The 25,740-nt window shown below is 66.0% G+C and carries 20 protein-coding genes and 4 pseudogenes; 14 read left to right on the forward strand and 10 right to left on the reverse strand.

The genetic code is table 11. The features are described from left to right. Positions 1-328 precede the first annotated feature (328 nt). Positions 329-1,213 (reverse strand): formyltetrahydrofolate deformylase, encoded by an 885-nt coding sequence (gene purU / locus OC159_RS09220; RefSeq protein WP_265500860.1) that lies wholly within the window; start codon positions 1,211-1,213, stop codon positions 329-331. Between the two features lie 485 nt (positions 1,214-1,698). Between purU and OC159_RS09225 the strand changes: the two genes are divergently transcribed. Next, positions 1,699-3,345 (forward strand): BCCT family transporter, encoded by a 1,647-nt coding sequence (locus OC159_RS09225; protein WP_407674081.1) that lies wholly within the window; start codon positions 1,699-1,701, stop codon positions 3,343-3,345. Positions 3,346-3,406: 61 nt separating this feature from the next. Here OC159_RS09225 and OC159_RS09230 read toward each other — a convergent pair whose 3' ends face one another. Beyond that, positions 3,407-4,429, reverse strand: a complete 1,023-nt coding sequence (locus OC159_RS09230) for a GlxA family transcriptional regulator (protein ID WP_265500861.1) — start codon at positions 4,427-4,429, stop codon at positions 3,407-3,409. Positions 4,430-4,656: 227 nt separating this feature from the next. On the opposite strand from OC159_RS09230, the gene OC159_RS09235 reads away from it, so the two are divergent. Continuing rightward, positions 4,657-5,406 (forward strand): electron transfer flavoprotein subunit beta/FixA family protein, encoded by a 750-nt coding sequence (locus tag OC159_RS09235; RefSeq protein ID WP_265500862.1) that lies wholly within the window; start codon positions 4,657-4,659, stop codon positions 5,404-5,406. A gap of 17 nt (positions 5,407-5,423) precedes the next feature. Further along, a complete protein-coding gene (locus OC159_RS09240; protein ID WP_265500863.1) occupies positions 5,424-6,356 on the forward strand; it encodes an electron transfer flavoprotein subunit alpha/FixB family protein in 933 nt (310 codons plus the stop codon). Here OC159_RS09240 and OC159_RS09245 read toward each other — a convergent pair. Then, positions 6,335-6,535, reverse strand: a complete 201-nt coding sequence (locus OC159_RS09245; RefSeq protein WP_265500864.1) for a hypothetical protein — start codon at positions 6,533-6,535, stop codon at positions 6,335-6,337. The two genes, OC159_RS09240 and OC159_RS09245, sit on opposite strands and share 22 nt — an antisense overlap. Between OC159_RS09245 and OC159_RS20135 the strand changes: the two genes are divergently transcribed. The 3 genes and pseudogenes from OC159_RS20135 to OC159_RS09260 all read left to right on the forward strand — a co-directional run. Beyond that, entirely contained in the window at positions 6,452-7,033 is a 582-nt protein-coding gene (locus OC159_RS20135) for a tetrahydrofolate dehydrogenase/cyclohydrolase catalytic domain-containing protein (protein WP_407674085.1), read from the forward strand. The genes OC159_RS09245 and OC159_RS20135 overlap by 84 nt on opposite strands. A 109-nt stretch (positions 7,034-7,142) precedes the next feature. Then, positions 7,143-9,704 (forward strand): GcvT family protein, encoded by a 2,562-nt coding sequence (locus OC159_RS09255; protein ID WP_265500866.1) that lies wholly within the window; start codon positions 7,143-7,145, stop codon positions 9,702-9,704. A gap of 288 nt (positions 9,705-9,992) precedes the next feature. Beyond that, positions 9,993-10,521: pseudogene (locus tag OC159_RS09260) on the forward strand (4Fe-4S dicluster domain-containing protein); the annotation flags it as partial. A 216-nt stretch (positions 10,522-10,737) separates the two neighbouring features. Here the strand turns inward: OC159_RS09260 and OC159_RS09265 are convergent. Together OC159_RS09265 and OC159_RS20140 are read right to left on the reverse strand one after the other, a co-directional pair. Continuing rightward, positions 10,738-11,844: an HPP family protein gene (locus OC159_RS09265; protein WP_265500939.1), complete on the reverse strand. Its 1,107-nt coding sequence runs from the start codon at positions 11,842-11,844 to the stop codon at positions 10,738-10,740. A gap of 59 nt (positions 11,845-11,903) precedes the next feature. After that, positions 11,904-12,299 (reverse strand): annotated as a pseudogene (locus tag OC159_RS20140) (Rrf2 family transcriptional regulator); the annotation flags it as partial. Positions 12,300-12,439: 140 nt separating this feature from the next. Here OC159_RS20140 and OC159_RS09270 point away from each other — a divergent pair. Beyond that, positions 12,440-12,604 (forward strand): hypothetical protein, encoded by a 165-nt coding sequence (locus OC159_RS09270; protein ID WP_265500867.1) that lies wholly within the window; start codon positions 12,440-12,442, stop codon positions 12,602-12,604. A gap of 567 nt (positions 12,605-13,171) precedes the next feature. Here the strand turns inward: OC159_RS09270 and OC159_RS09275 are convergent. Further along, entirely contained in the window at positions 13,172-14,164 is a 993-nt protein-coding gene (locus OC159_RS09275) for a siderophore-interacting protein (RefSeq protein ID WP_265500868.1), read from the reverse strand. 127 nt (positions 14,165-14,291) lie between these two features. On the opposite strand from OC159_RS09275, the gene OC159_RS09280 reads away from it, so the two are divergent. Genes OC159_RS09280 through OC159_RS09300 form a run of 5 tightly spaced genes read left to right on the forward strand, consistent with a single transcriptional unit; the run spans position 14,292 to position 21,717 of the window. Then, complete coding sequence (locus OC159_RS09280) at positions 14,292-16,382, forward strand: TonB-dependent siderophore receptor (RefSeq protein ID WP_265500869.1); 2,091 nt, start codon at positions 14,292-14,294, stop codon at positions 16,380-16,382. Next, on the forward strand, positions 16,376-17,281 hold the full coding sequence (locus OC159_RS09285; RefSeq protein ID WP_407674082.1) for an ABC transporter substrate-binding protein: 906 nt from the start codon (positions 16,376-16,378) through the stop codon (positions 17,279-17,281). The genes OC159_RS09280 and OC159_RS09285 overlap by 7 nt, the downstream gene beginning before the upstream one ends. Before the next feature lies 1 nt (position 17,282). After that, a complete protein-coding gene (gene fhuB / locus OC159_RS09290; protein WP_265500870.1) occupies positions 17,283-19,244 on the forward strand; it encodes a Fe(3+)-hydroxamate ABC transporter permease FhuB in 1,962 nt (653 codons plus the stop codon). Then, positions 19,241-20,008, forward strand: a complete 768-nt coding sequence (locus OC159_RS09295; RefSeq protein WP_265500871.1) for an ABC transporter ATP-binding protein — start codon at positions 19,241-19,243, stop codon at positions 20,006-20,008. Before fhuB ends, OC159_RS09295 begins: the two co-directional genes overlap by 4 nt. Positions 20,009-20,019: 11 nt before the next feature. After that, the gene (locus tag OC159_RS09300; RefSeq protein WP_265500872.1) at positions 20,020-21,717 is read left to right on the forward strand and encodes an ABC transporter ATP-binding protein; all 1,698 of its coding nucleotides are present in this window, start codon (positions 20,020-20,022) and stop codon (positions 21,715-21,717) included. 184 nt (positions 21,718-21,901) lie between these two features. On the opposite strand, the gene OC159_RS09305 is transcribed toward OC159_RS09300, so the two are convergent. The 4 genes and pseudogenes from OC159_RS09305 to OC159_RS20150 all read right to left on the reverse strand — a co-directional run. Beyond that, positions 21,902-22,465: an ATP-binding protein gene (locus OC159_RS09305; protein ID WP_265500873.1), complete on the reverse strand. Its 564-nt coding sequence runs from the start codon at positions 22,463-22,465 to the stop codon at positions 21,902-21,904. 93 nt (positions 22,466-22,558) lie between these two features. Then, entirely contained in the window at positions 22,559-23,221 is a 663-nt protein-coding gene (locus OC159_RS09310) for a hypothetical protein (RefSeq protein WP_265500874.1), read from the reverse strand. Continuing rightward, positions 23,218-23,872, reverse strand: a pseudogene (locus OC159_RS20145) (response regulator). The gene OC159_RS09310 and the pseudogene OC159_RS20145 overlap by 4 nt, the downstream one beginning before the upstream one ends. 109 nt (positions 23,873-23,981) lie before the next feature. Then, a pseudogene (locus OC159_RS20150) lies at positions 23,982-24,461 on the reverse strand (PepSY domain-containing protein); the annotation flags it as partial. Between the two features lie 159 nt (positions 24,462-24,620). Between OC159_RS20150 and OC159_RS09330 the strand changes: the two are divergent. Both OC159_RS09330 and OC159_RS09335 read left to right on the forward strand, forming a co-directional pair. Next, positions 24,621-25,577 (forward strand): GMC family oxidoreductase, encoded by a 957-nt coding sequence (locus OC159_RS09330; RefSeq protein WP_265500878.1) that lies wholly within the window; start codon positions 24,621-24,623, stop codon positions 25,575-25,577. Further along, on the forward strand, positions 25,561-25,740 hold the full coding sequence (locus tag OC159_RS09335) for a GMC oxidoreductase (RefSeq protein ID WP_265500879.1): 180 nt from the start codon (positions 25,561-25,563) through the stop codon (positions 25,738-25,740). The genes OC159_RS09330 and OC159_RS09335 overlap by 17 nt, the downstream gene beginning before the upstream one ends.

The raw sequence follows: 25,740 nt of genomic DNA on the forward strand, positions 1-25,740 counted from the left end.
GCCAAACACCGAAGCGGCATGCCTGCCCAAAGCCCGCTCGATACCACTCAGCGTCTCCCCCGGCCTTCCAACGGCGCCAAAGTTCGGTCTTCTGATCATGCGACAAGCCCGGGCGACCGGTTCGTGCCATCGCGGGTCCCTCCAGAACATCTCGGATCAAAGATGTTGCGCTGACAGGTTGAACCCACCCCTGCTTCTCCAGCAAGGGTCCATCATGAACATCATTGCGCGAAAGGGACAACGCGCGGCGATGCTGGTACCGCACCGGAAAAGTGAATGCAGATTTCGGCGTCTGCAGGGCCGGCGCTGGCGCTGCAAACGGTGTGTATCAGCCCATACGCTCGGAAGCATACTCATTCGGGCTGGCGGGGAAGACAACGGTCTTGTCTCCGCTGATGAACACGCGGCGGTGGATGTGGGCGTGGATCGCTCGGGCAAGGACTTGGCTCTCTACATCCCGGCCAAGGCTGACATAGTCGCCAGCACTCTGAGCGTGAGTGACGCGGACCGTGTCCTGTTCGATGATCGGACCTTCATCGAGGTCGGCGGTGACATAGTGGCTGGTGGCGCCGATCAGTTTCACGCCGCGGTCGAAGGCTTGCTTGTATGGGTTGGCGCCCTTGAAGCTGGGAAGGAACGAATGGTGGATGTTGATGATCCGCCCCGACATCTTCTGGCACATCTCGTCGGACAGGACCTGCATATATCGCGCCAGAACGACAAGGTCAGCCCCGGTCTCCTGAACGATACGCATCTGCTCAGCCTCGGCTTTGGCCTTGTTCTGGCTTGAGACCTTGATGCAGTGGAATGGCAGATCGTGGTTCACCACCACCTTCTGATAATCCATGTGATTCGAGATAACGGCAACGATGTCGATGGGGAGGGCCCCGATCCGCCAGCGATACAGCAGGTCGTTCAGGCAGTGTCCGAAGCGGCTGACCATGATGACGACCTTCATCTTCTCGCAAGGATCGTGAAAGGCGAAATCGATGTCCGAGTCCCTGGCCGCGCTACGGAATTCCTGATCCAGTTCCCCACGGGTCTTGCCCTGCTCGGACTTGAAGCTCAGACGCATGAAGAAGCGATCGTTCTGCAGGTCGGTGAATTGCGAACTGTCGTGGATGTTGCATCCCGCTGCGGCAAGGAAGTTGGAAATCTGCGCGACAATCCCAATGCGGACGGGGCAGGAGACGGTCAGGATGAACTGGGGCATGGAAATTACCTCTTCGCGGCCGCTATCGGGGAATGGCGATCACCCCGCGGACCCTGGCAGCGGGCAGCGCGGGATATCATGACCTCCACGCCTAACGCCTCGGCAAGTCACCGGCGTGAAGATTTGCGACGGGGTGCCAGCAACTTTGCGCCAGTGCGCACGATGCACTGCCGTCCCGATCTGCGGAAAGCAACAAGGGATATGCTTCCGAATTGGATGGGCCTGATGTTCGCGCCGCGAAGCTACCGGCAAAATGTCGCACCCGTTCTGCAATGTTGCAGCACTTCGACACATAACCGTCGAACTTCACGTTGCTTGTCTCGTCCCCGATCCGAACTCAGCCGCGAAATTACAGGACGAAGCGCGCAGGAGATCAATCTCCCTCGGCCGCCAAGGCGCAGTGCCTTCTGCCTCGTAAAAGATCAAGACGGCGTCATCGGCATGGACCCTTCAGGCAGGCACGGGCCAACACAGGAGGACAAAGATTGACATTCACCGTAGACCCAGGCGGAGCCGAACAGCGGACAGATGCGCCGCCGCCGGAAAGCGTCATCCACACCGGATATGAAGTGGGGCAGGACAACATCGAGGGGCGGCTGGGGCCATTGGGGTTCAGCGTCCATAACCCGGTCTTTCTCATCTCGGCCCTCTGCATCGTCGGCTTCGTGGCCTTCACGATGATCTTCCCGACGCTGGCGGACAACATTTTCTCGGCCCTGTTTTCGGGGGCGACGAAACGGTTCGACTGGTTCTTCATCGGCGCAGCGGACGTCTTCGTGATCCTCTGCCTGGTGCTGGTCGTCAGCCCGTATGGCAAGATCCGGCTTGGCGGCGCGAACGCGACCCCGGATTTCGGCTACGTCAGCTGGTTCTCGATGTTGTTCGCGGCTGGCATGGGTATCGGCTTGATGTTTTATGGTGTCAGCGAGCCGCTGAGCCACTTCAGTTCTTCGGCGGGCGGCGTCGTGGCCGCGGCCGACGGGGTCCGCACGGACTGGGCGCCGCTTGGCGCCGCCGTGACCGAACAGGAGGCCATCCGCCTCGGCATGGCCGCGACGATCTTCCACTGGGCACTGCACCCTTGGGCAATCTATGCGGTGGTCGGCCTCAGCTTGGCGCTGTTCAGCTATAACAAGGGTCTTCCGCTGACGATCCGGTCCGCCTTCTACCCGATATTCGGAGAACGCGTCTGGGGATGGCCGGGCCACCTGATCGACATCCTGGCCGTCTTCGCGACACTTTTCGGCCTTGCTACCTCCCTCGGGCTTGGGGCGGTGCAGGCCAATGCCGGCTTCAACAAGCTGTTCGGCATGCCGATCTCGGAAACCTCGCAGATCATCCTGATCATCGGCATCACGGCGATCGCGCTCTACTCCGTGGTCCGGGGCCTTGAGGCTGGCGTGAAGCGCATGTCCGAAATCAACATGGTGCTGGCGTTCGCGCTGCTCATGTTCGTGCTGTTCGCGGGGCCGACGCTGCTGTTGATCACCGACATGGGCGACTTCCTGGTTGCATACATCCAGTATCTGCCGGCGCTGTCGAACCCCGTCGGACGCGACGACGTGAACTTCATGCAGGGGTGGACATCGTTCTACTGGGCGTGGTGGGTCAGCTGGTCGCCCTTCGTCGGCATGTTCATCGCCCGTGTCTCGCGCGGCCGCACGGTCAGGGAATTCCTCATCAGCGTTCTTCTGATCCCTTCGCTTGTCTGCGTGGTCTGGATGTCGATCTTCGGCGGCGAGGCGATCAGCCAGCTTGTCCGCGAAGGCTCTGGTGCGGTCCGTGATGCCGACCTGCCGCTGCAGCTGTTCGCCATGCTGGACGGGCTGCCGCTGGCGCAGATCACGTCGTTCGTCGGCATCGTGCTGGTTGTTGTGTTCTTCGTCACCTCGTCGGATTCGGGATCGCTGGTGATCGACACGATCACCTCTGGCGGCAAGGTTGATGCGCCCATCCCGCAACGCGTCTTCTGGTGCGTCTTCGAGGCGATCGTCGCAATCGTTCTGCTGATGTCGGCGGGCGGGCTGGCATCGCTGCAGTCTATGGTCATCTCGACAGGTCTACCCTTCACGGTGCTGCTGCTGCTGATGTGCGTCGCGATCTGGAAGGGCTTGGCCAGCGAACCGCGCTGAACCAGAACTTCTCTTGAAAATGAACACGGGCCCCCGCGTGTGCTGCGGGGGTCCGTATCGTTCAGGGCCGCGACACGGACCGCAGCGCCTGGGGGGTCTGGCCGTAGCGGCGGCGGAACATCCGGCTGAGATGCGACGAGTCGCAGAAGCCGCATTCCAGCGCGATCTGCGAGATGGCGCGGTCGCCCGTGATGATGAGGTGATGGGCCAGCGACAGGCGCATGTCCAGAAAGGCCGCCTGTGGCGACGTGCCAAGGGCGGCCTGGAAATGACGTTCGAGCTGTCGCTTACTGTGGCCGATGCGCTTTGCGATCTCGGCCACGGTAAATGGCTGTTCGATGTTCTGCTGCATCAGCAGCAGCGCCCGCAGGACCATAGGGTCACGCGTCTTGAAGTCCATCGTGATGCCGGGCTGCGGCTTTTCCGCCTGCAGCGCCTCGTCGATGATCATGATGTGCAGGCTCTTGCTGGCCTGCGCGCGGCCGACATGCTTGTCGACCAGATAGGCGGCCAGATGGGCCGAGCTGGCCCCGCCGGAACAGGTCAGGCGGTCCCGATCCACCACGAAAATCTGGTCGGTCACGGGGTTCAGACCCTCGAACTGCTCCAGGAAGTCGACGTGGTGGAACCAGCTGACACAGCAGCGATACCCCTGCAGAAGCCCCGCCTGGTGCAGAAGGAATGCGCCGGTGCAGACACCGACCAGCGGAACCGCCGCCGCCGCCGCGTCGTGCAGGAACTTGTGATAGCCGGGAGGCAGGATGGCCTCGTCCTCCATCAACCCGCCGATCACGACGACGTAGTCGAACCGGGCGGGATCGCCCAACCGCTCTTTCGGCTGAACGCTGATCCCACAGCTTGAGGTCACGCCTTCCATCGTGTCCGACAGGACCGTCCAGTTGCACAGGATTGGCCGCGACCGGTCGCCCTCGTCCGCCGCCAGCCGCAGGACATCGACGAAATTGGCAAAGGCGCACAGCGTGAACCGCTTGGCCAGGATGAAGCCCACCGACAGTCGCGCCTCGCCCTGCTGGCGGCGAAGCGGGCGGAAATCGGGGCGGGGCAGGGTGGGGGCAAGGCTCATGTCGCGGCCTCAGGCTGACTCTGGCAGTTTCATGTCGTAGCCCTAATCCCGCGATGACGCAATTGTCCTGTCGCCAGGGGCGGCGCAACGGCAAGGTGGGGGAAAGACCGAACCGGTATCGATTGAGGGTGAATGCACGGCGGAGGGAACCTCTGCGCGGCACCTACCGGGTCGATGCCCCAATAGAACCTGCCCCGCCGCGGGGCGACCGCCAGAGAGGAAGCGACATGAAGATCCTGGTCCCGGTGAAGCGGGTGGTCGATCACAACGTCAAGATCCGCGTGAAAACCGACGGAACCGGCGTTGATCTGGCCAATGCGAAGATGTCGATGAACCCCTTCGACGAAATTGCGGTCGAACAGGCGGTCCGCATGAAAGAGGACGGCGAGGCCTCGGAAGTCGTGGTCGTCTCGGTCGGTCCCGCTCAGGCGCAGGAGGTTCTGCGCACTGCCCTGGCCATGGGCGCGGACCGTGCCATTCTGGTCGTTGCGGAAGGCCGGGTGGAGCCGCTGGCTGTCGCAAAGATCTTGCAGCGCGTGGCGCAGGCGGAGGAGGCGGGGATGATCATCGTGGGCAAGCAGGCGATCGACGACGACTGCAACCAGACCGGCCAGATGCTGTCCGCCCTGCTCGGCTGGAGCCAGGCGACGTTTGCGTCCAAGATCGAGATGTCGGGCGGCAGTGCGCTGGTTACCCGAGAGATCGACGGCGGCCTCCAGCAGATCGAACTGACGCTGCCCGCCGTGGTCACCGCGGACCTGCGCCTGAACGAGCCGCGCTATGCGTCGCTGCCCAACATCATGAAGGCCAAGAAGAAGCCGCTGGTGCAGCAGACCCCAAACGAACTGAGCGTTTCCGTCGCGCCGCGCCTGAACGTCCTGCGGGTCGAGGAACCGGCAGCCCGCGCCAGCGGCATCAAGGTCGGCAGCGTCGCCGAATTGCTTGACAAGCTGAAGACCGAAGCTGCCGTCATCTGATCCAGGGAGACATCGACATGGCAACCCTTCTTTTCGCCGACCACGACAACGCCTCCCTTTCCGAACACAGCGCCCGCGCCCTCGGCGCCGCGCTGCAGATCGGCGCCGAGGTGGACATCCTGATCGCCGGCCAGGGCGCCGCCCCGGCGGCCGAGGCCGCCGCGGCCCTGGTCGGCGTGCGCCGCGTACTGCTGGCCGAGGGCGACGCGCTGGCGGAACGCCTGGCCGAGCCCGTCGCCGCGCTGATCGTGCAGCTGTCCGGCGACTACGACACGATCCTGGCCCCGGCGACCAGCAGCGGCAAGAACGTGCTGCCCCGCGTCGCGGCCCTTCTGGACGTGATGCAGGTGTCCGAGGTGACCGAAGTCGTTTCACCAGACACCTTCAAGCGCCCGATCTATGCGGGCAACGCGATAGAGGTCGTGCAGTCGGCCGAGGCCGTGCGTGTCCTGACGGTCCGCAGCGCCAGCTTCACGCCCGCCGCTGCCGGCAGCGCCGTGGCGCCCATAATCGCCATCAAGCCTCCCGTGGCGCCCGTCCTGTCCAGCTTCCGCCAGAACCTGCTGTCGGCGAACGACCGTCCCGACCTTTCCTCGGCGCGGATCGTGGTCTCGGGCGGTCGCGCCCTCGGCTCGAAGGAGCGGTTCGAGGCGACCATCAACCCTCTGGCCGACAAGCTGGGCGCTGCCGTTGGTGCCAGCCGCGCTGCGGTCGATGCGGGCTATGCCGCGAACGATTTCCAGGTCGGGCAGACCGGCAAGGTTGTTGCGCCGGATCTTTACATCGCCTGCGGAATCTCCGGCGCGATCCAGCACCTGGCCGGCATGAAGGACAGCCGCGTCATCGTGGCTATCAACACTGACGGCGAAGCGCCGATCTTCCAGGTGGCCGATTACGGCATCGTCGGCGACATCTTCGACATCGTGCCTCAGATGGAGCGCGCGTTGTGATGGCCGAAGCCGCCACGCGGAAGCGTCCGGCCACGGGCGCGATCATCGACGGCAAAGCACATGCCGCAGGACCGGGCGACCGTATCGTCCATCACGTGCAGGACTTCACCACCCGCATCGGGCGCGCGCCGCGGCTGGCGGTGGTGCTGGTCGGCACCGGCCCCGGCAGCGAGGTCCATGTCCGCAGCAAGGGCCGCGTGGCCCTCAAGCTGGGGACGAAAAGCTTCGAACATGCCCTGCCCGAGACGGTGTCCCAGGCAGAGCCGATGGCGCTGGTCGCGCAGCGGAACGCAGATGACGCGGTGGATGGCATGCTTGGTGCAGCTGCCGCTGCCGCTGCCGCTGCCGGGCTATCTGGACAGCCTGGCGGTGATAAAGGCGATCGACCCGTCCAAGGACGTGGGCGGTCTGCACCCGGAGAATGCGGGCTCCCTGGCGTCGCGCTTGCCGGGGCTGGTGTCCCGCACACCCCTTGGCTTCCTGATGTTGCCAAGCGTCTTGTGGGCGATGTCGATCTCGCCTTGGCCACCCTGTGCGCACGGGCCATCAGGCCCGGCCGAGCATGGACCGATGACCATCATGACGCTGATGCACGACACCCCGATTGCGGCCTTCCGCCGCGCAGGGCTGCCTTTGCCGAAGCTGGACTGAATCACCGCCCTGCCGTAGGGGCATAATGCCGTACCGGTGTCATGTGCACCTCTGATCCCGCCGCCGCCGCGGCGGGGCAACAACCCGAAGGACCGGCGCAGACGCCGCGCCATAACAGCCGCAAGGATCAAAAAGATGTCCTCATTTCCGCAGCACGCCCGCGTCGTCATCGTCGGCCTTGGCGGTATCGTGGGTGCCTCGGTCGCCCATCACCTGATCGAGAACGGTTGGGACGACATCGTGGGAATCGACAAGTCGGGCATCCCGACGGATGTCGGGTCGACGGCGCATGCCTCGGATTTCTGCTACGCCACCAGCCATGACCTGCTGTCTTGCTGGACCACCATGTACTCCATGGATTTCTACGAGAAGCTGGGCCACTACAAGCGCATCGGTGGCCTTGAGGTCGCGCGCGTGGGCGACGATGCCCGCATGGCAGAACTGAAGCGTCGCGTGGACAGCGGGCGCGCCTTCGGCACCAATGTCAGCATCATCTCGGCCGCAGAGGCGAAGGAGAAGTTCCCGCTGCTGGAGGAGGACCAGATCCAGGGCGCGCTGTGGGATCCGGATGCGGGCCTTGTCGTGCCGCGTTCGCAGACGGTTGCAGGCAAGCTGGTCGATATGGCCGAGGCGGCGGGCAAGCTGAAGGCTTTCGCAAACACTCCGGCGCTCGAACTCCTGCACGAGAATGGCCGCATCACCGGCGTGCGCACGACGCGCGGCACGATCATGGCCGATCACGTGGTCGTCTGCGCGGGCCTCTGGGGACGCCTCATTGCCGAAATGGCGGGCGAGGACCTGCCCGTGATGCCGGTCGACCACCCGCTGACCTTCTTCGGCCCCTATGACGAGTTCGCCGGCACCGGCCTGGAAATCGGCCGCCCGCTGCTGCGCGACCAGGGCAACTCGGCCTACCTGCGCGACACGGGCGACCCCGACACGACCGAGGGCGGCCAGATCGAGTGGGGCTACTATTACGAAAAGGACGTGCGGATGGTTCATCCGCGCGAGCTGCTGGAAAAGCACGAGGCGCGCCTCTCGCCCTCGCAGCGCGACCTGGTGCTGGACGACGTGATCGAGCCGCTGGAGCGGGCGATGGAACTGACGCCGATCCTGGCCGAGCTTGGCTTCAACGAAAGCCATTCGTTCAACGGCCTGCTGCAGACCACCACGGACGGCGGCCCGTCCATGGGCGAAAGCCGCAAGCTGCGCGGGCTGTGGTATGCTGTCGCGATCTGGGTCAAGGACGGGCCCGGCATGGGCAAGCTGATCGCCGACTGGATGACCAAGGGCCGCACCGAGATCGACCACCACGCCATCGACTATGCGCGCTTCAACGACTTCCAGCTGACCGAGGACTATATCTGGGGCCGCTGCGAGGAAACCGCCGCCAAGATCTACAACCCCCCGGTCCATCCGCGCGAGCCCTTCGGCAATGCGCGGGGTATCCGCCGCTCGCCCTTCCACGAGCGTGAGAAGGAACTGGGCGGCTATTTCATGGAGCTGGGCGGCTGGGAACGTGCCCACGGCTATGCCGCCAACGAGCACCTGCTGGAGAAATATGCCGACCAGGTGCCGGTGCGCGAGAACGAGTGGGACAGTCGCCACTTCTGGCGCGTGTCGAACGCCGAGCAGCTGGAGATGAGCGCCGATTGCGGCATCATCAACCTGTCGCACTTCCACATGACGGATATCAGCGGTCCCGACCACGTGGCGCTGATGGAGTGGCTCTGCGCGGCCAGGATCGGCGGCGACGGCAACATCGGCAAGGGCATCTACACGCACATGCTTGACGAGGAGGGGATGGTCCGCGCGGACTTTACCGTCTTCCGCATGGCCGACCGCTGCCGGCTGGTGAACGGCGCCGATGCCGGGCCGCGCGACCTGATGTACATGCGCCGCGTGGCGCAGGACAAGGGCTTCGACGTCACCGTCACCGACGTGAGCGAATATTATACGACGATCGGCATCTGGGGGCCGAACGCGCGGGAGAATTTGAAGAAGGTCGTCGCCGATCCGGACGCGCTGGACGCGGCGACCTTCCCCTTCGCCGCCATCCGCGAGATCGAGATCGCCGGCTGCAAGGTCATGGCCTTCCGCATCTCGTATGTGGGCGAACAGGGCTGGGAGCTGCACATGCGCTATGACGACGGCCTGGCGGTCTGGGACGCGCTGCGGGGCGCCGGCGTCATGGCCGTGGGGGTCGAGACCTATGCGAACTCGCGCCGTCTGGAAAAGTCGCTGCGCCTGCAGAACGCCGACCTGCTGACGCAGTACAACCTGCTGGAGGCCGACCTCGCCCGTCCCAAGGTCAAGGAGGCGGACTTCGTCGGCAAGGCCAAGCACCAGGAGTTCCGCGCGCGCGAGCACCAGCCCGCGATGCTCTGCACGCTGGTGATGACCGGCAACGTGGACAGCCAGGGCGTCGCTCGCTATCCGGTGGGCACCCTACCGGTGATGGATCCGGACACCGGCCGCGTGTTGGTCGACGAGCTGGGGCGGCGGTCCTACACGACCTCGATCGCCTTTGGCCCAAGCATCGGCAAGAACATCGCGCTTGCCTACCTGCCGTGGGGCTATTGCCAGGTCGGCCGCAAGTTGAAGGTCACATATTTCGATGAGCCCTATACGGTCGAAGTCGCGGGCGTCGGCTACCAGCCCCTCTATGACCCCGAGAACAGCAAGCCGAGGAGCTGACTGTTCGTTAGCTGACCTAACACCATGGCGCGGCTGGCTGTACAGCCGCGCCATAACCATGCTGCACCGGCCAAACTGCCAATAGCCGTGCATTTCGCCGACGCCCGCCCGTGGATCCGAAGTTGGAACGGGCATGGAGACGGCAACGCTTCGAAAACCAGCATCTGAAGGCGCCCCATCTTCAGATGGCATTGCGAATTCGTTGATCTAACCCTTCTCCGACTTGGAAAGCAGTCTTTCAGGTGCTGGCTCCGATGACCTTGTAAATGCTCCCGAGGTCTTTTCGTCATCAAGGCGGGCCGCGAGGGCGACCGGCTGACCGCCTATGACGACGCCGTGCGCGGCGGTGCGATCGGGCAGGACCTCAAGCGCGTTGGGCCTGACCGCCAGTATGATGCTGGGCGCGGCCGACATGTGGGTGGCGAACCTGACCGGCTGGAACCCGATGGGCACCTGGAAGCACGGCAAGTCCGACGCCGCGGCCACCGGCAAGGCGCGTGATCACAAGCCGATCGATTATGCCAGGCCCGACGGCGTGCTGTCCTTCGACCGGCTGACGAACGTCGCTTTCAGCTTCACCAACCACGAGGAAAGCCAGCCCTGCCACCTGAAGCTGCGCGACCCGTCGGTGCCGATCGGGGTGAACCTGCCGGAATATGCCGAACCGGCGCAGCGCTATTGCCCCGCAGGCGTCTACGAGGTGGTCGAGGATGCGGACGGCCCGCGCTTCGTCATCAACTTCCAGAACTGCGTCCACTGCAAGACCTGCGACATCAAGGCCCCCAGCCAGAACATCGTCTGGACCACCCCGAAGGGGGACAGACTTGCGCGAATATGTGATCTTCCGTCGTGCCCTAAGTCGCCGTTACATCTTGAGGTCCTGCTGGCGGGGCTTCGAGTTACCGGGATCGCAGAAGGGTATGATGCCTATGCCGACCGTCGAATGCGACTGGTGATGCTGACGCATGCATGCCTGGCAGATCATCGAAAGCTCGGGCCCAAGGCCGTCGATGACGATGTATTCCATGCATTTTCACGTCTGAGGGCACGGTCCCAGAGCGCCTTCGATGTCACACGGCATGTTGTGCCGCGCCAGCGCGCTGATCAGGTCCGTCCGCGTCACGATGCCGGTGATGCGCTCGTCTTCAAGGATCGGGACGGCATCGACGTCACCCTCGGCCATCAGAGGAAGCAATGCACCAAGTGTCGTTGCGGGAGAGGCGTGGGGGACATCTGCCTGCATCAACCTGTCCGCCGGGTCTGCGCTGTCGGCGCCGATCAGGTGGATCTGGTAGATGACGCCAAGATAACACCCCTCCTCAACGACAGGGATCGAGGTGAACCGGTGCCGTCGAAACAGGGCGGCGACCTCCTCGGCCGGGGTATCGGGGCCGACCGTTACCAGGTCGCGCGACATGATTGTTTCGGCGGTGACAGGTCCGGTCCGCTGTGCTGCGGCTTGCAGCTCTGCAGCGCCCACCAGCCGCGCCAGATCCTCGGCGCCGAGGTTGAAGTTCTGGCGATAGCGCTCGAGAAGGTCGACGAGCTGCGTTTCCGACAGGCCGATCCTCGTGCTCGGCGACGGATCGGAGGTGCGGTTGATGTTCGGCTCATCATGCTGCCGCATCGGATAGTGACGACCGGTCAGGCGCGCGTAGACTGCCGCAAGGGCCACCAGCAACAGCGTTCCTGCGGCGACCGGTGTCACGGCGAAGCGGAACCCGAGATCCGCGATGGCGTCCGGACTCATGGCCGCAGTCATCGCGACTGCGCCTGCCGGGGGATGAAGCGCGCGACACAGGATCGTGGCCGTGATGGCAGCCCCGACAGCAACCGCGATACGAAGTGCCGGGTCAGCCACGAGAAGACAGGCAGCGACGCCGATGACTGCGGCCACCGTGTTGCCTACAACCGCCGCCCAAGGCTGCGCCAGCGGACTGTTCGGAACGGCAAACAGCAGAACCGAACTCGCGCCGAAGGGGGCGATCAGGTACAATCCCAGCTGCGCGTCGACAGCGGGCGACAGCGCGAAGATGCCGGCAATGGCAAGGCCAACCAGCGCGCCGACCCCCGCGCGCAAAGCCTCCGCCCATGACGCAGAGGCAATGGACGGTCCGAAAGACCGCAGCGCACGTCTCAGTTCGTGGACCAAAAGCGACACCTCCGCGCATTGGACTGCATGAAAAGGAACCAATAAGCCTAAACAGGAGGCAGATTGAAGACCTGTGGCTGACACGGCCGCGTCATCCGACCTCGGACAGGTGCCAGACGGCATCCGCCGTGCGCGCCAGATCTGACACGCGATTCCTGTCGAGCACGGAGAGGAAGGCCTTTACCGATTTGAAAAGTTGGCCAGCAGGCCGCAGCCTTCAGCGCGCGGGCAGGTGCTGCAGTCCACCGCGTTGCCATGGACTTGATATGCCGAACGACCTGGCCGACGATCACCTCTGCCGCTGGTCGCGTAAGTCGCAATCCGCCATGGCGACCTCTGACTGCCTCGATGAAGCTCGCGTTCCCCAGGCGCTGAACGATTCTGATCGGCCGGTTCTGGCAATTGCCGTGCGCATCGGCAATCTGCGAAATCGACCCGAACTCTCCATCAGCGTGCGGAGCGGGAAGACATTGTGCAGGTCAGCGTCCTTTTTTCGACCAAAAGGGCGCAGGTTCAGGAAAGCAAGCGGCAGACCGGGTGGAGCAGGCAGGGCCAATGGAGACGGAGCATTGCGAGGACGGATATGGCTGGCAATGCTCTCTTCGTGTCGAACTCCGGAACCAAATTTATCCACCTGTTCGAGAGCGCCTTCACAACAAGGAAGGACCCAGCCATCGTCCATAGCATGACGCGCACCGTGAAGGGCTTTGAACAGACGCTGATCACGCTGGCAACACGGAGGCGCTGAGAGGGCCGCACCTCAGCTTGGCGTGTCGCCTGCCATAGCGTGGTCGATGCCGGCGGAAAGACCACCTGTCCCTTCCGACTTCCAGACAGACCCGCAAGGGCCATCCTGCCGCCCGGCGATTTTGGACGCTGCCGGGCGACGGCCACCGCCGATGATGAAGCCGGTTCAGGGCGGCGCCATCCCACCAAGTCCGTGACTGCGAGTCGGCAGGGACAGTACGACCGGCAGCACATGCAGCAGGATGGCTGCCCTTGCATGGATGCCAAGGCGCGATCCGCGCATTCCGGGGGAAGTCCCGGGCAGCCGATCATAGCGACGGCAAGCCCAGCAGCGGCCCATGTCAGCATCGCGTCCAACATGGTCGTAGATCCTGAGCGGAGCTAGACTTCCAACGCCGCCAAGATCAAAGCGGCCGCCCCGGCGACCTGGGCATACGGGCCACAGTTGCCGCGTCAGCAGGGCCGAAGCGGCCGCCAAAGCCGCTCGTTCAGGCGCATGGGCAGCTTGACAGCCCGCAACGGCCAAGATCGGGTTGAGCGGCCAGAACAAGCCGTCTTGCCAGATCCCTCAGCCCGCAGCGCAGTCGTTGCCGGACCAATAGCCGATGGCGCTGAAGCGTCCCTTGGGCAGGCCTCGTTCCAGCAGGTCGGACCGCGCGAGGCGGGCTTCGGCCGTGCTGGCGGCGAACCAGACAAAGCCGTCGTCCAGATCCCGAACCTCTTGGAGCGCAGCCAGCAGGTCGTCGCATCGGGTAACGGCGGGGTGATCCGCAAGTGAGCCGAGATCCTCGGGGGCGCAGCGCAGGACGGCGCGCACGTCGGCCTCGGTCAGCTGCAGCATCCGGACGATAGCCGGCAGCGCGGTCTCGTCCCCGAACAACCATAGCCGCCGGGCATCGGGGCACCAGCCGCCGCCTGGTCCCAGCACACCGACAAGCTGGCCGTCGGGATCGGCTTCGGCCCAGGTGCAGGTCGGGCTGTCGGCGTGGCGGAAGATGTCGAAGTCGATCCAGTCCGCACCATGATCCGCAATCGTGTAGACGGGCCGGTGCAGGGCGTCCTCACCTTCGGGCCAGACCGTGCGGCCGGTCTCGGACACCCGCGGCCATTGCGGCGACCGTCCCTGTGGTGGCAACAACAGTCGGAAATGCAAGCTGCCGGTGCCGAACCGTGCGGCATCGGTCCCGCGCAGACGCACCCGGATGAAATTCGGCGTCCGGCGGACCACATGCTCGACCCGCAGCAGCGACAGTCCCGGGGCCAACGCGCCGACGTTGACGTGATCCCACTGGACCGCAAGGCCCACCTCGGCGAAGACGTCGGTCGCGGTGTCTTGAAGGGTGCCGACCAGCCGCTTCTCGGGCGCCAGCAGGTCAATGCGGAGGCTGTCCGTCTGCCGCGTCAGGCGCAGCTCGCATCCCCAGACCATCATCGACAGGCCGTCATCGTCCTCGACAAGCGGAACCTCCCACGCGGCAGCGCGGGTCTTGAGTGCCGCCACTGCGGCGCCAGAGGCCGTTGCGACGGTCCCGGTGCTTCGAAAAGTCCGCAGATGCGACATGTGTCCCCCGGGCTGTTGCGATGACGGAAAGTGCCACCGCGTTTCGATTCGCTGCCCGTTACGGCAGATTGACTATCCCGAGCGAACTAGTCAGATACGACGCGACTCGTCAATCAGCAGGCCGCCCATGTCCACCACTATCAGAACCGCCTTCCACACCGGCGTCAGCGTCATCGCCCTTTCAACGTCAGCTGCGGTGGCGCAGAATGCGCAGCAGCCGGTCGCGCTCGATCCTATCGTGCTGACGGCGACGACCGACATCGCCGCGCAGCAGGAAGGCTATGTCGCCAGTTACGGACAGGTCGCGACCAAGTCCGACACGCCCCTGGCCGAGACGCAGCAGTCGATCTCGGTGGTCACCAGCCAGCAGATCGAGGACCAGAACGCCCAGACCCTGGGGCAGGCCCTGCGCTACACGGCCGGCGTCCTGGGAGAGCCTTTCGGCACCGATCCGCGCTTTGACAGCCCCACGATCCGCGGCTTCGAGGCGCGCAGCTCGCAGTACGTGAACGGCCTGCGGCAGCTGCGATACATGGGCGCCCCGGCATTCGAAACCTATGGCGTCCAGCAGGTCGAGGTTCTGAAGGGCCCGAACTCGTCGCTTTATGGCGCGGGGTCGCCGTCGGGGATCATCAACCAGGTCCAGAAGCGCGCCCAGGCCGACGACTTCAACGAAGTGGGCGTCGGCTACGACAGCAACGATGCGGGCCAGCTGTTCTTCGACGTGAACCGGGCACCTTCGGACGTGCTTTCCTGGCGCCTGACCGGCATCGCGCGCGACAACAAGACCCAGATCAGCGAATTGACCAACGAGCGGGGCTATCTGGGTGCCGCGCTGCGCTATACGCCAGACGCCATGACGACGATCGACGTCATCGGGTCCTATACCGAGGATGCGCCGATCTCGCCTCCGGGTGTGCCTTATCCGCTGACGCGGATCGCCGATGGCGAGGACCTGCGCGACGAATATTTCGGCGAGCCGGGGTATGACGACAGTGACCGAAAGATGGCCAATTTCGGCGTCGAGATCAGCCACGAGCTGGAGAACGGCTGGACCCTTGGACAGGGCTTCCGCTACGAGAAGTTCGACTGGGAATACACCGGCCATTACGTATCCGGCCTGACCGAAGACGGATTGTCTGTCACCCGTGGCGCGAACTACCAGCTCGAGAACACGACGGGCATCAACCTCGACACCCGCATGTCGAACACGCTGAACACCGGCGCCATGACCCATGACGTGCTGGTGGGGCTGGATATACGGCAATACGATGCCGATACGACGACCCAGTTCTTCTATGGCCAGCCGATCAATTGGCAGGATCCGGATTACGGGTCTCTGCCGACGACGCCGGCCTGGTATACCAGCATTCAGGATGTGCAGCTGCGTCAGATCGGCGTTTATGCCCAGGATGAGATCTCGGTCGGCAACTGGCGGGGCTCGCTCGCCCTGCGCCACGACTGGACCGACCTGTCGGGAACCGACTTCACGAACTTCGCTGGCGAAAGCGAGATCGACCAATCAGACAACGCCCTGACGGGGCGGGCGGGCCTGTCCTATGTCATGGCCAACGGCGTCATGCCCTATGTCAGCTATTCGACATCCTTCGACCCGGAAATCGGCATCGATGATACCACCGGCGAGACGCTGAAACCTACGGAAGGCAAGCAGTGGGAGCTTGGGGTCAAGTACCAGCCGACGGATTACAACGCGCTGTTCACGGCGGCGATCTATGACCTGACGCAGGAAAACCTGACCCGGAACGTCGGCGCCGGGGTCATCCGCCAGGTCGGCAAGGTGGAATCCAGGGGGCTGGAGCTGGAGGCGACGGCCGAACTGGCACAAGGCTGGGACATCCGCGCCAGCTATGCCTATAACGAGACCGAACAGGTCGGCGGTCCCGAAGACGGGCTCGAGATGCCGAACGCGCCACGCCACCTGGCAAGCCTGTGGGTGGACCGCAATTTCGACAACGGCTTCCGCGCCGGCGGTGGTTTGCGCCATATCGGGTCGCGCAAGGGTGACTTCGGCAATACCTTCGATCTGGACAGCGTGACGATGGTCGATCTGGGCGCCAGCTATACGCAGGGCAACGTCGAGGCGACGCTGAACCTGAACAACATCACCGACGAGGTCTATCTGGCCAACTGCGGTTCCTTCGGCTGCTACTATGGCGAGGGGCGCACTCTCAGCGCCAAGGTGGCCTACAAGTGGTAAGCCGCGGGGCCTCATCCCTCGGGCCCTCGCGTCGAACCCTCCTGACCGCCGCCGGAGCGCTTCTGGCGGCGGGCTTGCCCTTGCGTGCGGCGCAGCCGGCACCCAGGCTGGCCGCCATCGATTGGGCAATGCTGGAAACCGCCATCGCCATCGGCCACATGCCCGTCGCGGCCTGCGAGCTGATCCGCTATCGCGCCGACGCCGTCAGCCCGAAGATCCCGCAGACCGTCGTGGACCTGGGCCTGCGCGGCGCCCCCAACTTCGAGCTGCTGCAGCTGACGCGGCCGTCGCTGATCCTCAGCTCGCCCTATTACACGCGCTACGAGGACCGCCTGCGAGAACTTGCCCCGGTCCTGTCGCTGCCCTTCTACCTGCCGGGGGAAGCGCCTTTGCCCAAAGCGATGGATGCGCTGACCATGCTCGCCGAGCGCATCGACGATCCCCGGGCGGGCCGGGAGGCTGTCCGGCGGACGAACGCCGCGCTCGATGCGGCTGCCGCGCGGCTGGCGCCGCCCGCCGCGCGTCCCGTCGCGATCATCAATATCGGCGACGCCCGGCATCTGCGCGCCTTCGGCTTCGACAGCCTCTTCGGCAGCACGCTGGCCCGGATCGGCCTGACCAACGCCTGGGAAGGCCAGACCGCCTTCAGTTTCATGGCCCCGGTCCCGATCGAGCGGCTGGCCACCATGCCCGACGCGCGTCTGGTCATCGTCGGCCAGATCCCGCCAGAGGCGCGCCGCGGTCTGTCCCGCAGCGTATTGTGGCAGGCCCTGCCGCAGGTGGCATCGGGCCGCGTGCATCACCTGCCGAAGGTCAACGCCTTCGGCGGCGTCCCCGCCGCGCTGCGCTTTGCCGACCTTCTGGTCGAGGCACTGGCCGGACCGGACGGACGCGCCTGACATGCCGCAGGCCCGGACCATTCTGCCCGTCGCGGCCGCCGCTGCCCTGGCCCTGTGGCTGCTGGCGGCGCGGCAGCTTCCCTGGCCCGTCTGGCCGCTGGACCCTGACAACATGAGCCTAGATCAGATCCGGATGGGCTTTGGCCTGATGCCGCGCGGCGTCATCGCGCTGGTGGCCGGTGCCGCGCTGGGGCTGTCGGGGGCCATCCTTCAGGTCGTCCTGCGCAACCCCGTGGCCGATCCCACGACACTGGGAATTTCATCCGGGGCGCAGCTGTCGCTGGTCCTGGTGACGGTCTTTGCACCGGACCTGCTGGTGGGCGGCCGCTGGCCCATCGCCATGACGGGCGGCATGTCGGCCGCCGGTCTGGTGCTGGCGATCGGCGCGCAAAGGGCCTTCGCGCCGGTGACGATGGTTATCGCGGGAATGCTGGTCGCGCTGACCGCCTCGGCCGTGGCGACGGCGGTGACGCTGGCGCAGGGGCAGTACCTGCTGTCGCTGGTGATCTGGAACGGCGGGTCGCTGGTTCAGCAGGACTGGACGGGCGTGCGCAACCTGTCGTCGGTGCTGGCGCTTGGCGGCGTATCCGCTTGGGCGCTGGCGCGCCCGCTGCGGGTCTTGTCGCTGGGGTCCGAAGGCGCGGCGGGACTTGGCCTGAACGTGGCGCTTGTGCGCATGGCGGCGGTGGTGCTTGCCGTCGGGCTTGCCGCCAGCGTCTCGGCTGAACTGGGACTGATCGCCTTCGTCGGTCTGGCCGCCCCGGCGCTGGTGCGCAGCATGGGCGCGCGCGGGATCGGGCCGCTGCTGCTTTGGTCACCGGTGGTCGGTGCCTTGGTCCTGTCGGTCTGCGACGGGCTTGTGCTGGCCGTCGCGGGCCTTGGCGGAGAGATGTTCCCGACCGGCGCGCTGACCGGGCTGGTCGGCGGGCCGCTGCTGATCTGGCTGCTGCCGCGCCTGCGCGGTTCGACCCCGCCGGGAACCGAGGCCGCCGAGGGCATTGCCCTCCGCTTGTCCCGTCCCCGACGCCTGCTGGCGGCTCTGGCGCTGGCCCTGATCGTGGCGGCATTGCTGCTGCTCTGGATCGGGCGCGTGCCGGGGGGATGGGCGGTCCTGGACCGCGAAAGCCTGATGGCGTTCCTGCCGATGCGCCTGCCGCGCCTGGTCGCGGCCGCGGCCTCTGGCGCAGCGTTGGCGCTGGCGGGGGCGATGCTGCAGCGGCTGACTGCCAATCCGCTCGCCTCGCCAGAGGTGCTGGGCGTTTCGGGCGGAGCATCCTTGGGGTTCGCTGCTGTCACCTTCGCGATCGCCGCCCCTTCGGCGCTGATGCTGACACTTGGCACCATGCTCGGCGGCGCGCTGTCGCTGTTGCTGCTGGTCGCCTTCACCGCAAGGCGGGACATGCCGGCCGAGCGTGTGCTGCTGGCCGGCATCGCGGTGTCGGCGCTGGCCTCGGCGGTGCTGTCGGCAATGATGGCCGTGGGGGATGCACGATCCTGGGCGATCCTGTCGTGGCTCAGCGGTGCGACCGGCACCGTCACGCTGACGGGTGCGCTGGCGCTGGCGGCGCTGGCGGGTGCGGTCTGGCTGGCGGGGCTGGCCGCGGGACGGTGGCTGTCGCTGCTGCCCCTTGGACCCGGCGTTGCCGCCGGGCTGGGCCTGAATCTGCCGCTGGCGCGGCTGACGCTGATCGGGCTGGCGGGGCTCGCCACCGGCGCGGCGACGGTGATCACCGGCCCGCTCAGCTTCGTCGGCCTCATGGCGCCGCACCTGTCGCGGCGCATCGGGCTGGTGCGCCCGGCGGATCACCTGACGGGGGCCGCGCTGATCGGCGCCGGCCTGATGTTGGCCGCCGATTTCGGAGCCCGGATGGCGGGCTTTCCCTATGAACTTCCGCTTGGCCTGTTCGCGACGCTGATCGGCGCGCCGTGGCTGGTCTGGCTGCTGACGAGGACGCCGCGATGAACCTGTTCCAGATCCGCAACCTTTCGGTGGACGTGCCCGGGCGCCGCCTGCTGGACGACCTGTCGCTGGACCTGCCCGCGGGCCGGGTCATCGCGCTGATCGGACATAACGGATCGGGCAAATCCACGCTGCTGAAGGTGCTGGCGCGGCAGATGGCGGGGCAGGGGCATGTCGCCTTCGAAGGCCGCCCCCTTGACGCCTGGCGCGCCCGCGACCACGCCCGCCGACTGGCCTTCCTGCCGCAGACGACGCCCCCGGCGGAAGGAATGCTGGTCCGAGAGCTGGTGGCGCTTGGCCGCTATCCCTGGCACGGCGCACTCGGCCGCTTCGGCCCGGCCGATCACGCCGCCGTCGCGGACGCGATGGAGGAATGCGGCGTCGACCGCTTCGCCGACCGCCTTGTCGACACGCTGTCCGGCGGTGAACGTCAACGCGTCTGGCTGGCCATGATGGTCGCGCAGCAGGCAGGCACGCTGCTGCTGGACGAACCCATCAGCGCGCTGGACATCGCCCACCAGGTCGAGGTGATGGACCTTGTCCGCCGCATGTGCCATGCGCAGGGCCGCAGCGCCGTGATCGTCCTGCACGAGGTCAACATGGCCGCCCGCTTCTGCGACCACGTGGTGGCGCTGAAGGGCGGGCGGCTGGTCATGCAGGGCGGCCCGGCAGGCCTGATGCGGCCCGACGCGCTGCACGCCATCTATGGCCTGCCCATGCAGGTCCTGACCCGCGACGACGGCCTGCCGGTCGCCACCCCCGCCTGAGAAAGACGACGATGCGCAGCTTCTTCTCCTATTACCGCCCCTTCATGGGACTCTTCTGGCTGGACTTCGGCTGTGCCGTCATGACCGGCCTTCTGGAACTGGCCTTCCCGTTGGCGGTCACCGGCTTCATCGACCACCTGCTGCCGCGGGGCGACTGGACGCTGACGGTGGCGGCGGCCGTGGGGCTTCTGGCGCTCTATGCGATCAATGCGGGTCTGCTGACGGTGGTGATCTATTGGGGCCACAAGCTGGGCATCAACATCGAGACGATGATGCGGGCCGAGGCCTTCGACCACCTGACGCGCCTGTCGTGGCGCTGGTACGACCGCGCCCGCACCGGCAAGCTGGTCGCACGCGTGACCCGCGACCTGGAGGAGATCGGCGAGGTCGCCCATCACGGCCCCGAGGATGCGTTCATCGCCATCATGACCTTTGTCGGCGCCTTCATCCTGATGTTCTGGATCAACCCCCAGCTGGCGGTCATCGTGGCGCTGATCGTTCCGGCCATGCTGGCGCTGGTGATCTTCTATGGCGGGCGGATGACGCGCACCTGGCGCGCCATCTATTCCCGCGTCGGCGACTTCAACGTCCGGCTGGAAGAGGCCCTTGGCGGCGTGCGCGTCGTGCAGGCCTTCGGCAACGAAAGCCACGAAAGCCACCTCTTTGCCGGGGACAACGCGCGTTACCGGCAGGCCAAGCTGGACGCCTATCGCGTCATGGCGGCATCGTCGGCTCTGCAATACATGGGGTTGCGGCTGGTGCAGGTCGTCGTGATGGTCGTCGGCGCGGGTTTCGTGCTGTCGGGCGAGCTGACGACGGGGGCGTTCGTGGGCTTCCTCTTGCTGGTCAGCGTCTTCTATCGCCCGCTTGAAAAGATCGCTGCCGTGATCGAGACCTATCCGCGGGGCATCGCGGGTTTCCGCCGCTTCCAGGAACTGCTGGCCACCGACCCCGAGATCGCGGACGCGCCCGATGCCGCCGATGCGCCCGCCCTGCGCGGCGACATCCGCTTCGAAAACGTGGGCTTCGGCTATGATGAGGGGCGGCCGATCCTGCAGGGCATCGACCTGAACATCCGTGCCGGTGAAACGGTGGCGTTCGTGGGACCATCGGGTGCCGGAAAGACGACGCTGCTGGCGCTGCTGCCCCGCTTCTACGAGGCGACCGAGGGGCGGATCACCATTGACGCCCTGGCGCTGCCGCAGATGCGGCTGAACAGCCTGCGCCGCCAGATCGGCCTGGTCAGCCAGGACGTGTTCCTGTTCGGCGGCACGCTGCGCGAGAATATCGCGTATGGTCGGCTGGGGGCCTCGGACGACGAGATCCGGCAGGCCGCCGCGCAGGCGCAGCTGACGACGCTGATCGCGACCCTGCCCGAAGGGCTGGACACCGTAGTCGGCGAACGCGGTATGATGCTGTCGGGCGGCCAGAAGCAGCGCGTGGCAATTGCGCGGGCGTTCCTGAAGAACCCGCCGATCCTGATCCTGGACGAGGCGACGAGCGCCCTGGACAGCCAGACCGAGCGCGAGATCCAGGGCGCGCTGGACGCCCTGTCGGTCGGGCGCACGACCTTGGTCATCGCGCACAGGCTGGGCACGATCCGCAACGCCGACCGGATCGTCGTCATGAACGAGGGCCGCATTGTCGAGGTCGGCAGCCATGCCGAGCTGCTTTCGCTGAACGGGATCTATGCGGCGCTGGCAGCCTGAAGGCGCCGCAGGCGCGCCTGCTGGGAAGGTACGGTCGGGGAACGTGCGGGGTGTGCCAGCTGTTCTGCTGCTGTCACGCGCGCCCTCGGCTGTTGTCACTGGGCCTTCTTGAATGCCGTGCCTGCGGCCGGTCGGGCTGCCGCCGGGCCAGGCAGGGCGGCTTGTCTTTGCCCGATTGGGCGGATCAGAAGACGATATCGTCGAAGACCAGACTTGCGCGGAAGCCAGGTGACAAGCTGGTCACATGCAGATGGGCCCCGGCGGCGGCGGCGGCGGCGATGTCGCGGGCAAGCGCGAGGCCCAGGCCGGTGCTGCCTTCATCGAGGCTCAGTCCCCGGGTCACGATCCGGTTGAGGTCGGCGTCGGACACGCCCCGACCGTCATCCTCGACCTGGATGCGCCGCTGGCCGCCGTGGTCGTCGTGGCTGATGCGGACAGGGTGGCCAGCATGGCGCAGCGCATTCTCCATCAGGCTGCCGAGAGGATCCGCCAGATCCGCGGCATCGATGGGCAGCATCACCCGCTCGGGCAAGTCGTTCCGGATGGCGATGTGATCGCCGCGCGGCGTGCGCGACAGGACCGGGACAAGCCCCTGCGCGACCTGATGCGCATCGGCGGGACCGCGTCCGCCGATGCGGGCGCGACCCGGTTCCCGGTCGACGCGATCGTGAATGGTGCCGGCAATGGCGTCAATGGCCGCCGCGGCCTCGGGCTGGCCGCGCCGGCGCAGGCCGTCGCTTTGCCCCATCAGCGCCTGAAGCGGCGTCTTCAGCGTATGCGCCAGATCGGCGGCGCGGTGGCGGGCGCGGCGGATGCGGTCGTCGGTCGTCCAGCAACCCGTCTATGGCCTGCGCAAGGGGGCGCAGCTCTTGCGGCAGGTCCTGCCCGACCCGGGGGCGCGTGCCCGTGCGAGGGCGGTGATGGTCGCCGGGATCCGGTCGAATGGACGCAGGCCCACCGACAGCTGCACCGCAAAGCCCAGGATCAGCAGCGCCCCTAACCCCAGCAGGAACGGCAGCAGGTCCCGCTGGAACAGATGCGCCGTCTGCCGCTGAGAGGCGCGGTCGACCGCCACCGTGATGCGCAGCGGCGTGCGGTCCGCCCCGATGGTCACCGTCCGGTCGATCAGCAGCAGATCCTGCTGGTCCGGGCCGGTGGCTTCCCCCACCACGGTTTCCCCGGGACGCGGGGCGACCTCTGGCACCGCCAGCACCGCGTCCCAAAGGCAGGTCGAGCGCGTGGTGCGCCCCGTAGCCTCGATCTGCCAATAGTGACCCGAATAGGGCTGAGATAACGCGGGTCCCGGCCCATGTCGCGGGGACGGACATCGAGCGACCGACCGGGTTCGCCCGGCCATCAAGGTGTTGCTGTTGGCCTCCAATTCCTTGACCAGAAGCTGCGTGACCTGCCGGTCGAACAGGATGCCCAGCCCCCGACCCGCCACGACCAGCACGGCCGACAGAAGCGCAAGGCGCAGCCGGACCGAAGCACGGGCCAGGATCACCGCGACTGCTCGACGTGATAGCCGAAGCCGCGGCGCGTCCCGATCACATTGGGGGTCGTCTTGCGGCGCAGGCGGGCGACGACCGCCTCGATGGCATTGGTGTCGCGGGCGTCGTCGGTGCCTAGCAGAAGGTCCAGAAGCTCGGTCGGCGGCACGGTCCGGTCGAGGTTCAGCACCAGGTACGAGATCAGCCGGAACTCCAGCGGGGTCAGGTCCAGGGCGCGACGCTGACGGTCTGGCGGTTCAGATCGAGGGCCAGTCGACCGACCTCTTGCGCCGGATGCGCGGGGCCCCGCGCCCGCCGCACCAGCGCCCGGGCCCGTGCGACCAGCTCCTCCATGCGGAACGGCTTGGGCAGGTAGTCGTCGGCGCCGGCATCGATGCCTCGATCCGCTCGCTCCAGCTGCCGCGGGCGGTCAGGATCCGGACCGGCATCTCGGCCCCCTCGGCGCGCCAGCGTTTCAGCAGCGTCAGCCCGTCCAGCCGCGGCAGGCCAAGGTCCAGCACGACAATGTCCCAGTCCTCGGTCCCGCCGGTGAGCCAGGCGTTTTCGCCGTCGGCCACGCGTTCGGTGACGAAGCCGGCACGGCGCAAGGCGCAGGCAACCCCGGCGGCGATGGTTTCGTCGTCCTCGACGATCAGGCAGCGCATCGTCCGCCCCGGTCAGTCGCCAATCGTCGTCCCTGCTGTCGTCCTCGGCCTCGATCTCCAGCACCGTGCCATTCTGCGCATCGATGTCGACTTCGTAGAGATGGCCATTGTTCGCAAGAAGATCGAATTCAAATGTCAGGCGGCCGCCGTCATATTCCAGCTGGATCTCGATGATCTGGTCCGTCGTCTCGGCCTGCAGGACGTCCAGGATGCGGTCCAGCGGCAGGATCTCGCCGCGCAGGACATGTGTCACCTCTATATCGCATTGATGGTGTAGGAGACGATGATCGTTGACTCGTCTGCGAACGCTGCAAGCGAAAGTCTGCGAGGCGAGGCTCCGGCCTTGCCGGTTTGAGAACCACTTCAGATCGGCACGGGTCGTCTCCTTGCAGGTCAGTTTGTCGAGGTATGGCGCCTTATGCTGAATATGCCTGCATAGGCTGTCGCCAGTGACCATTTCGACTGCATCGTGATCGGCTCCGGTTTCTGTTCGGCGTTCTTCCTGCACGAGATGCTCGCTCGCGGCCCTGGCCGGATCCTGCTGCTGAAATGTGGTCAGCATGTGCCGCATGCCTGGCAGGTTATGCATCAGGCGAACAGCCCGATCCCGGACAGCTCGACCTACCGGTCTGATTCTGACAAGCCTTGGGACTTCACAATCGGCCTGGGTGGCGGCACGAACTGCTGGTGGTGCGCGCCGCCGCCGCGATTGCACCCCAGTGATTCCCTCTGGAAATCACTTTGTGGTGTGGGGGCAGACTGGCCGATCAGCTACGACGACCTCGAGGGTGCCTGCTGCAGCGCCGAGGCGACCATGTCGATCTCGGGCGACGGGGACATGGCCCACGTCATGCCGCGATCGCTCCCGTTTCCCCAGCCGCCCCACCGCATGTCGCCTCCCGACCGCATCATGAAGGCCGCGCAACCGCACCAGCATTTCACCATGCCGACCGGCCGTGCGCGCCAGGCGACAGAGACGCGGATCGCCTACTGCGCCTCGCTGCGGTGTCGATATTGCCCGGCCGACGCCAAGTTCACGGTCAGCAACGGGCTGATGCATCTGTTCGCCGCCCCCGAGGTCAGTGTCGTAACCGGAGCCGAGGTTCGGCACCTGGGACATGCCAGAAACAGCGTCAGCTCTGTCACCTATCGCGCTGGAGGGCGGGATTACACGGCGTCCGCCGACCTCTTCGTGCTGGGCGCGAACGCGATCCAGACCCCCGCGATCCTGCTGCGATCAGTCCTTTGCGGCGGCCTCGTCGGGCTGGGCCTGCACGAGTCTCACGGCGCCAGCTTCGAAGTGTTCCTCGACGGTATCGAAAACTTCGATGGCAGCACCATCACGACGGGCCTGAACTTCGGTCTCTACGACGGCGCGCACCCTACGGAACACGGCGCGGCCCTGGTCTATTTCGAAAATCGCTGGTCCCACGGCATGCGGGTCGAGCCGGAACGCATGCGCCCGACCTTCCCTATCGTGATCGTCACCGAGGAACTGCTTGACGACCGCAATCGCGTGGTGCTGGACGCCGACGACGGTGCCTTCGTCGAATTTGTGGGCTGTCCGACTAGGCCGTTCGGGGGTGGCCGAGGCACGCAGGGAACTGCCCGATCTTCTGGCGCCCCTGCTGGTCCGGGACATCTTCGATCATCGTGTCCGCGGAACCGAACCACACCTGCAGGGGACGTTGCGGGCCGGCGATGATCCGGCGACCTCGGTTGTCGATGCCGGGGTGGTCCACCACCGCCTGCGCAATCTTGTCGTTGTGGGCACAAGCACCTTCCCGACCTTCTCTCGCGCCGCCCCCAGTCTGACGGCGGCGGCACCCTCGGTTTGCGCCGCCCAACAGTTGTTGCAGCCGAGGTAG

Origin of the sequence: Paracoccus beibuensis, assembly GCF_026162625.1 — a bacterium.
GTDB classification, from domain to species: Bacteria; Pseudomonadota; Alphaproteobacteria; order Rhodobacterales; family Rhodobacteraceae; genus Paracoccus; species Paracoccus beibuensis.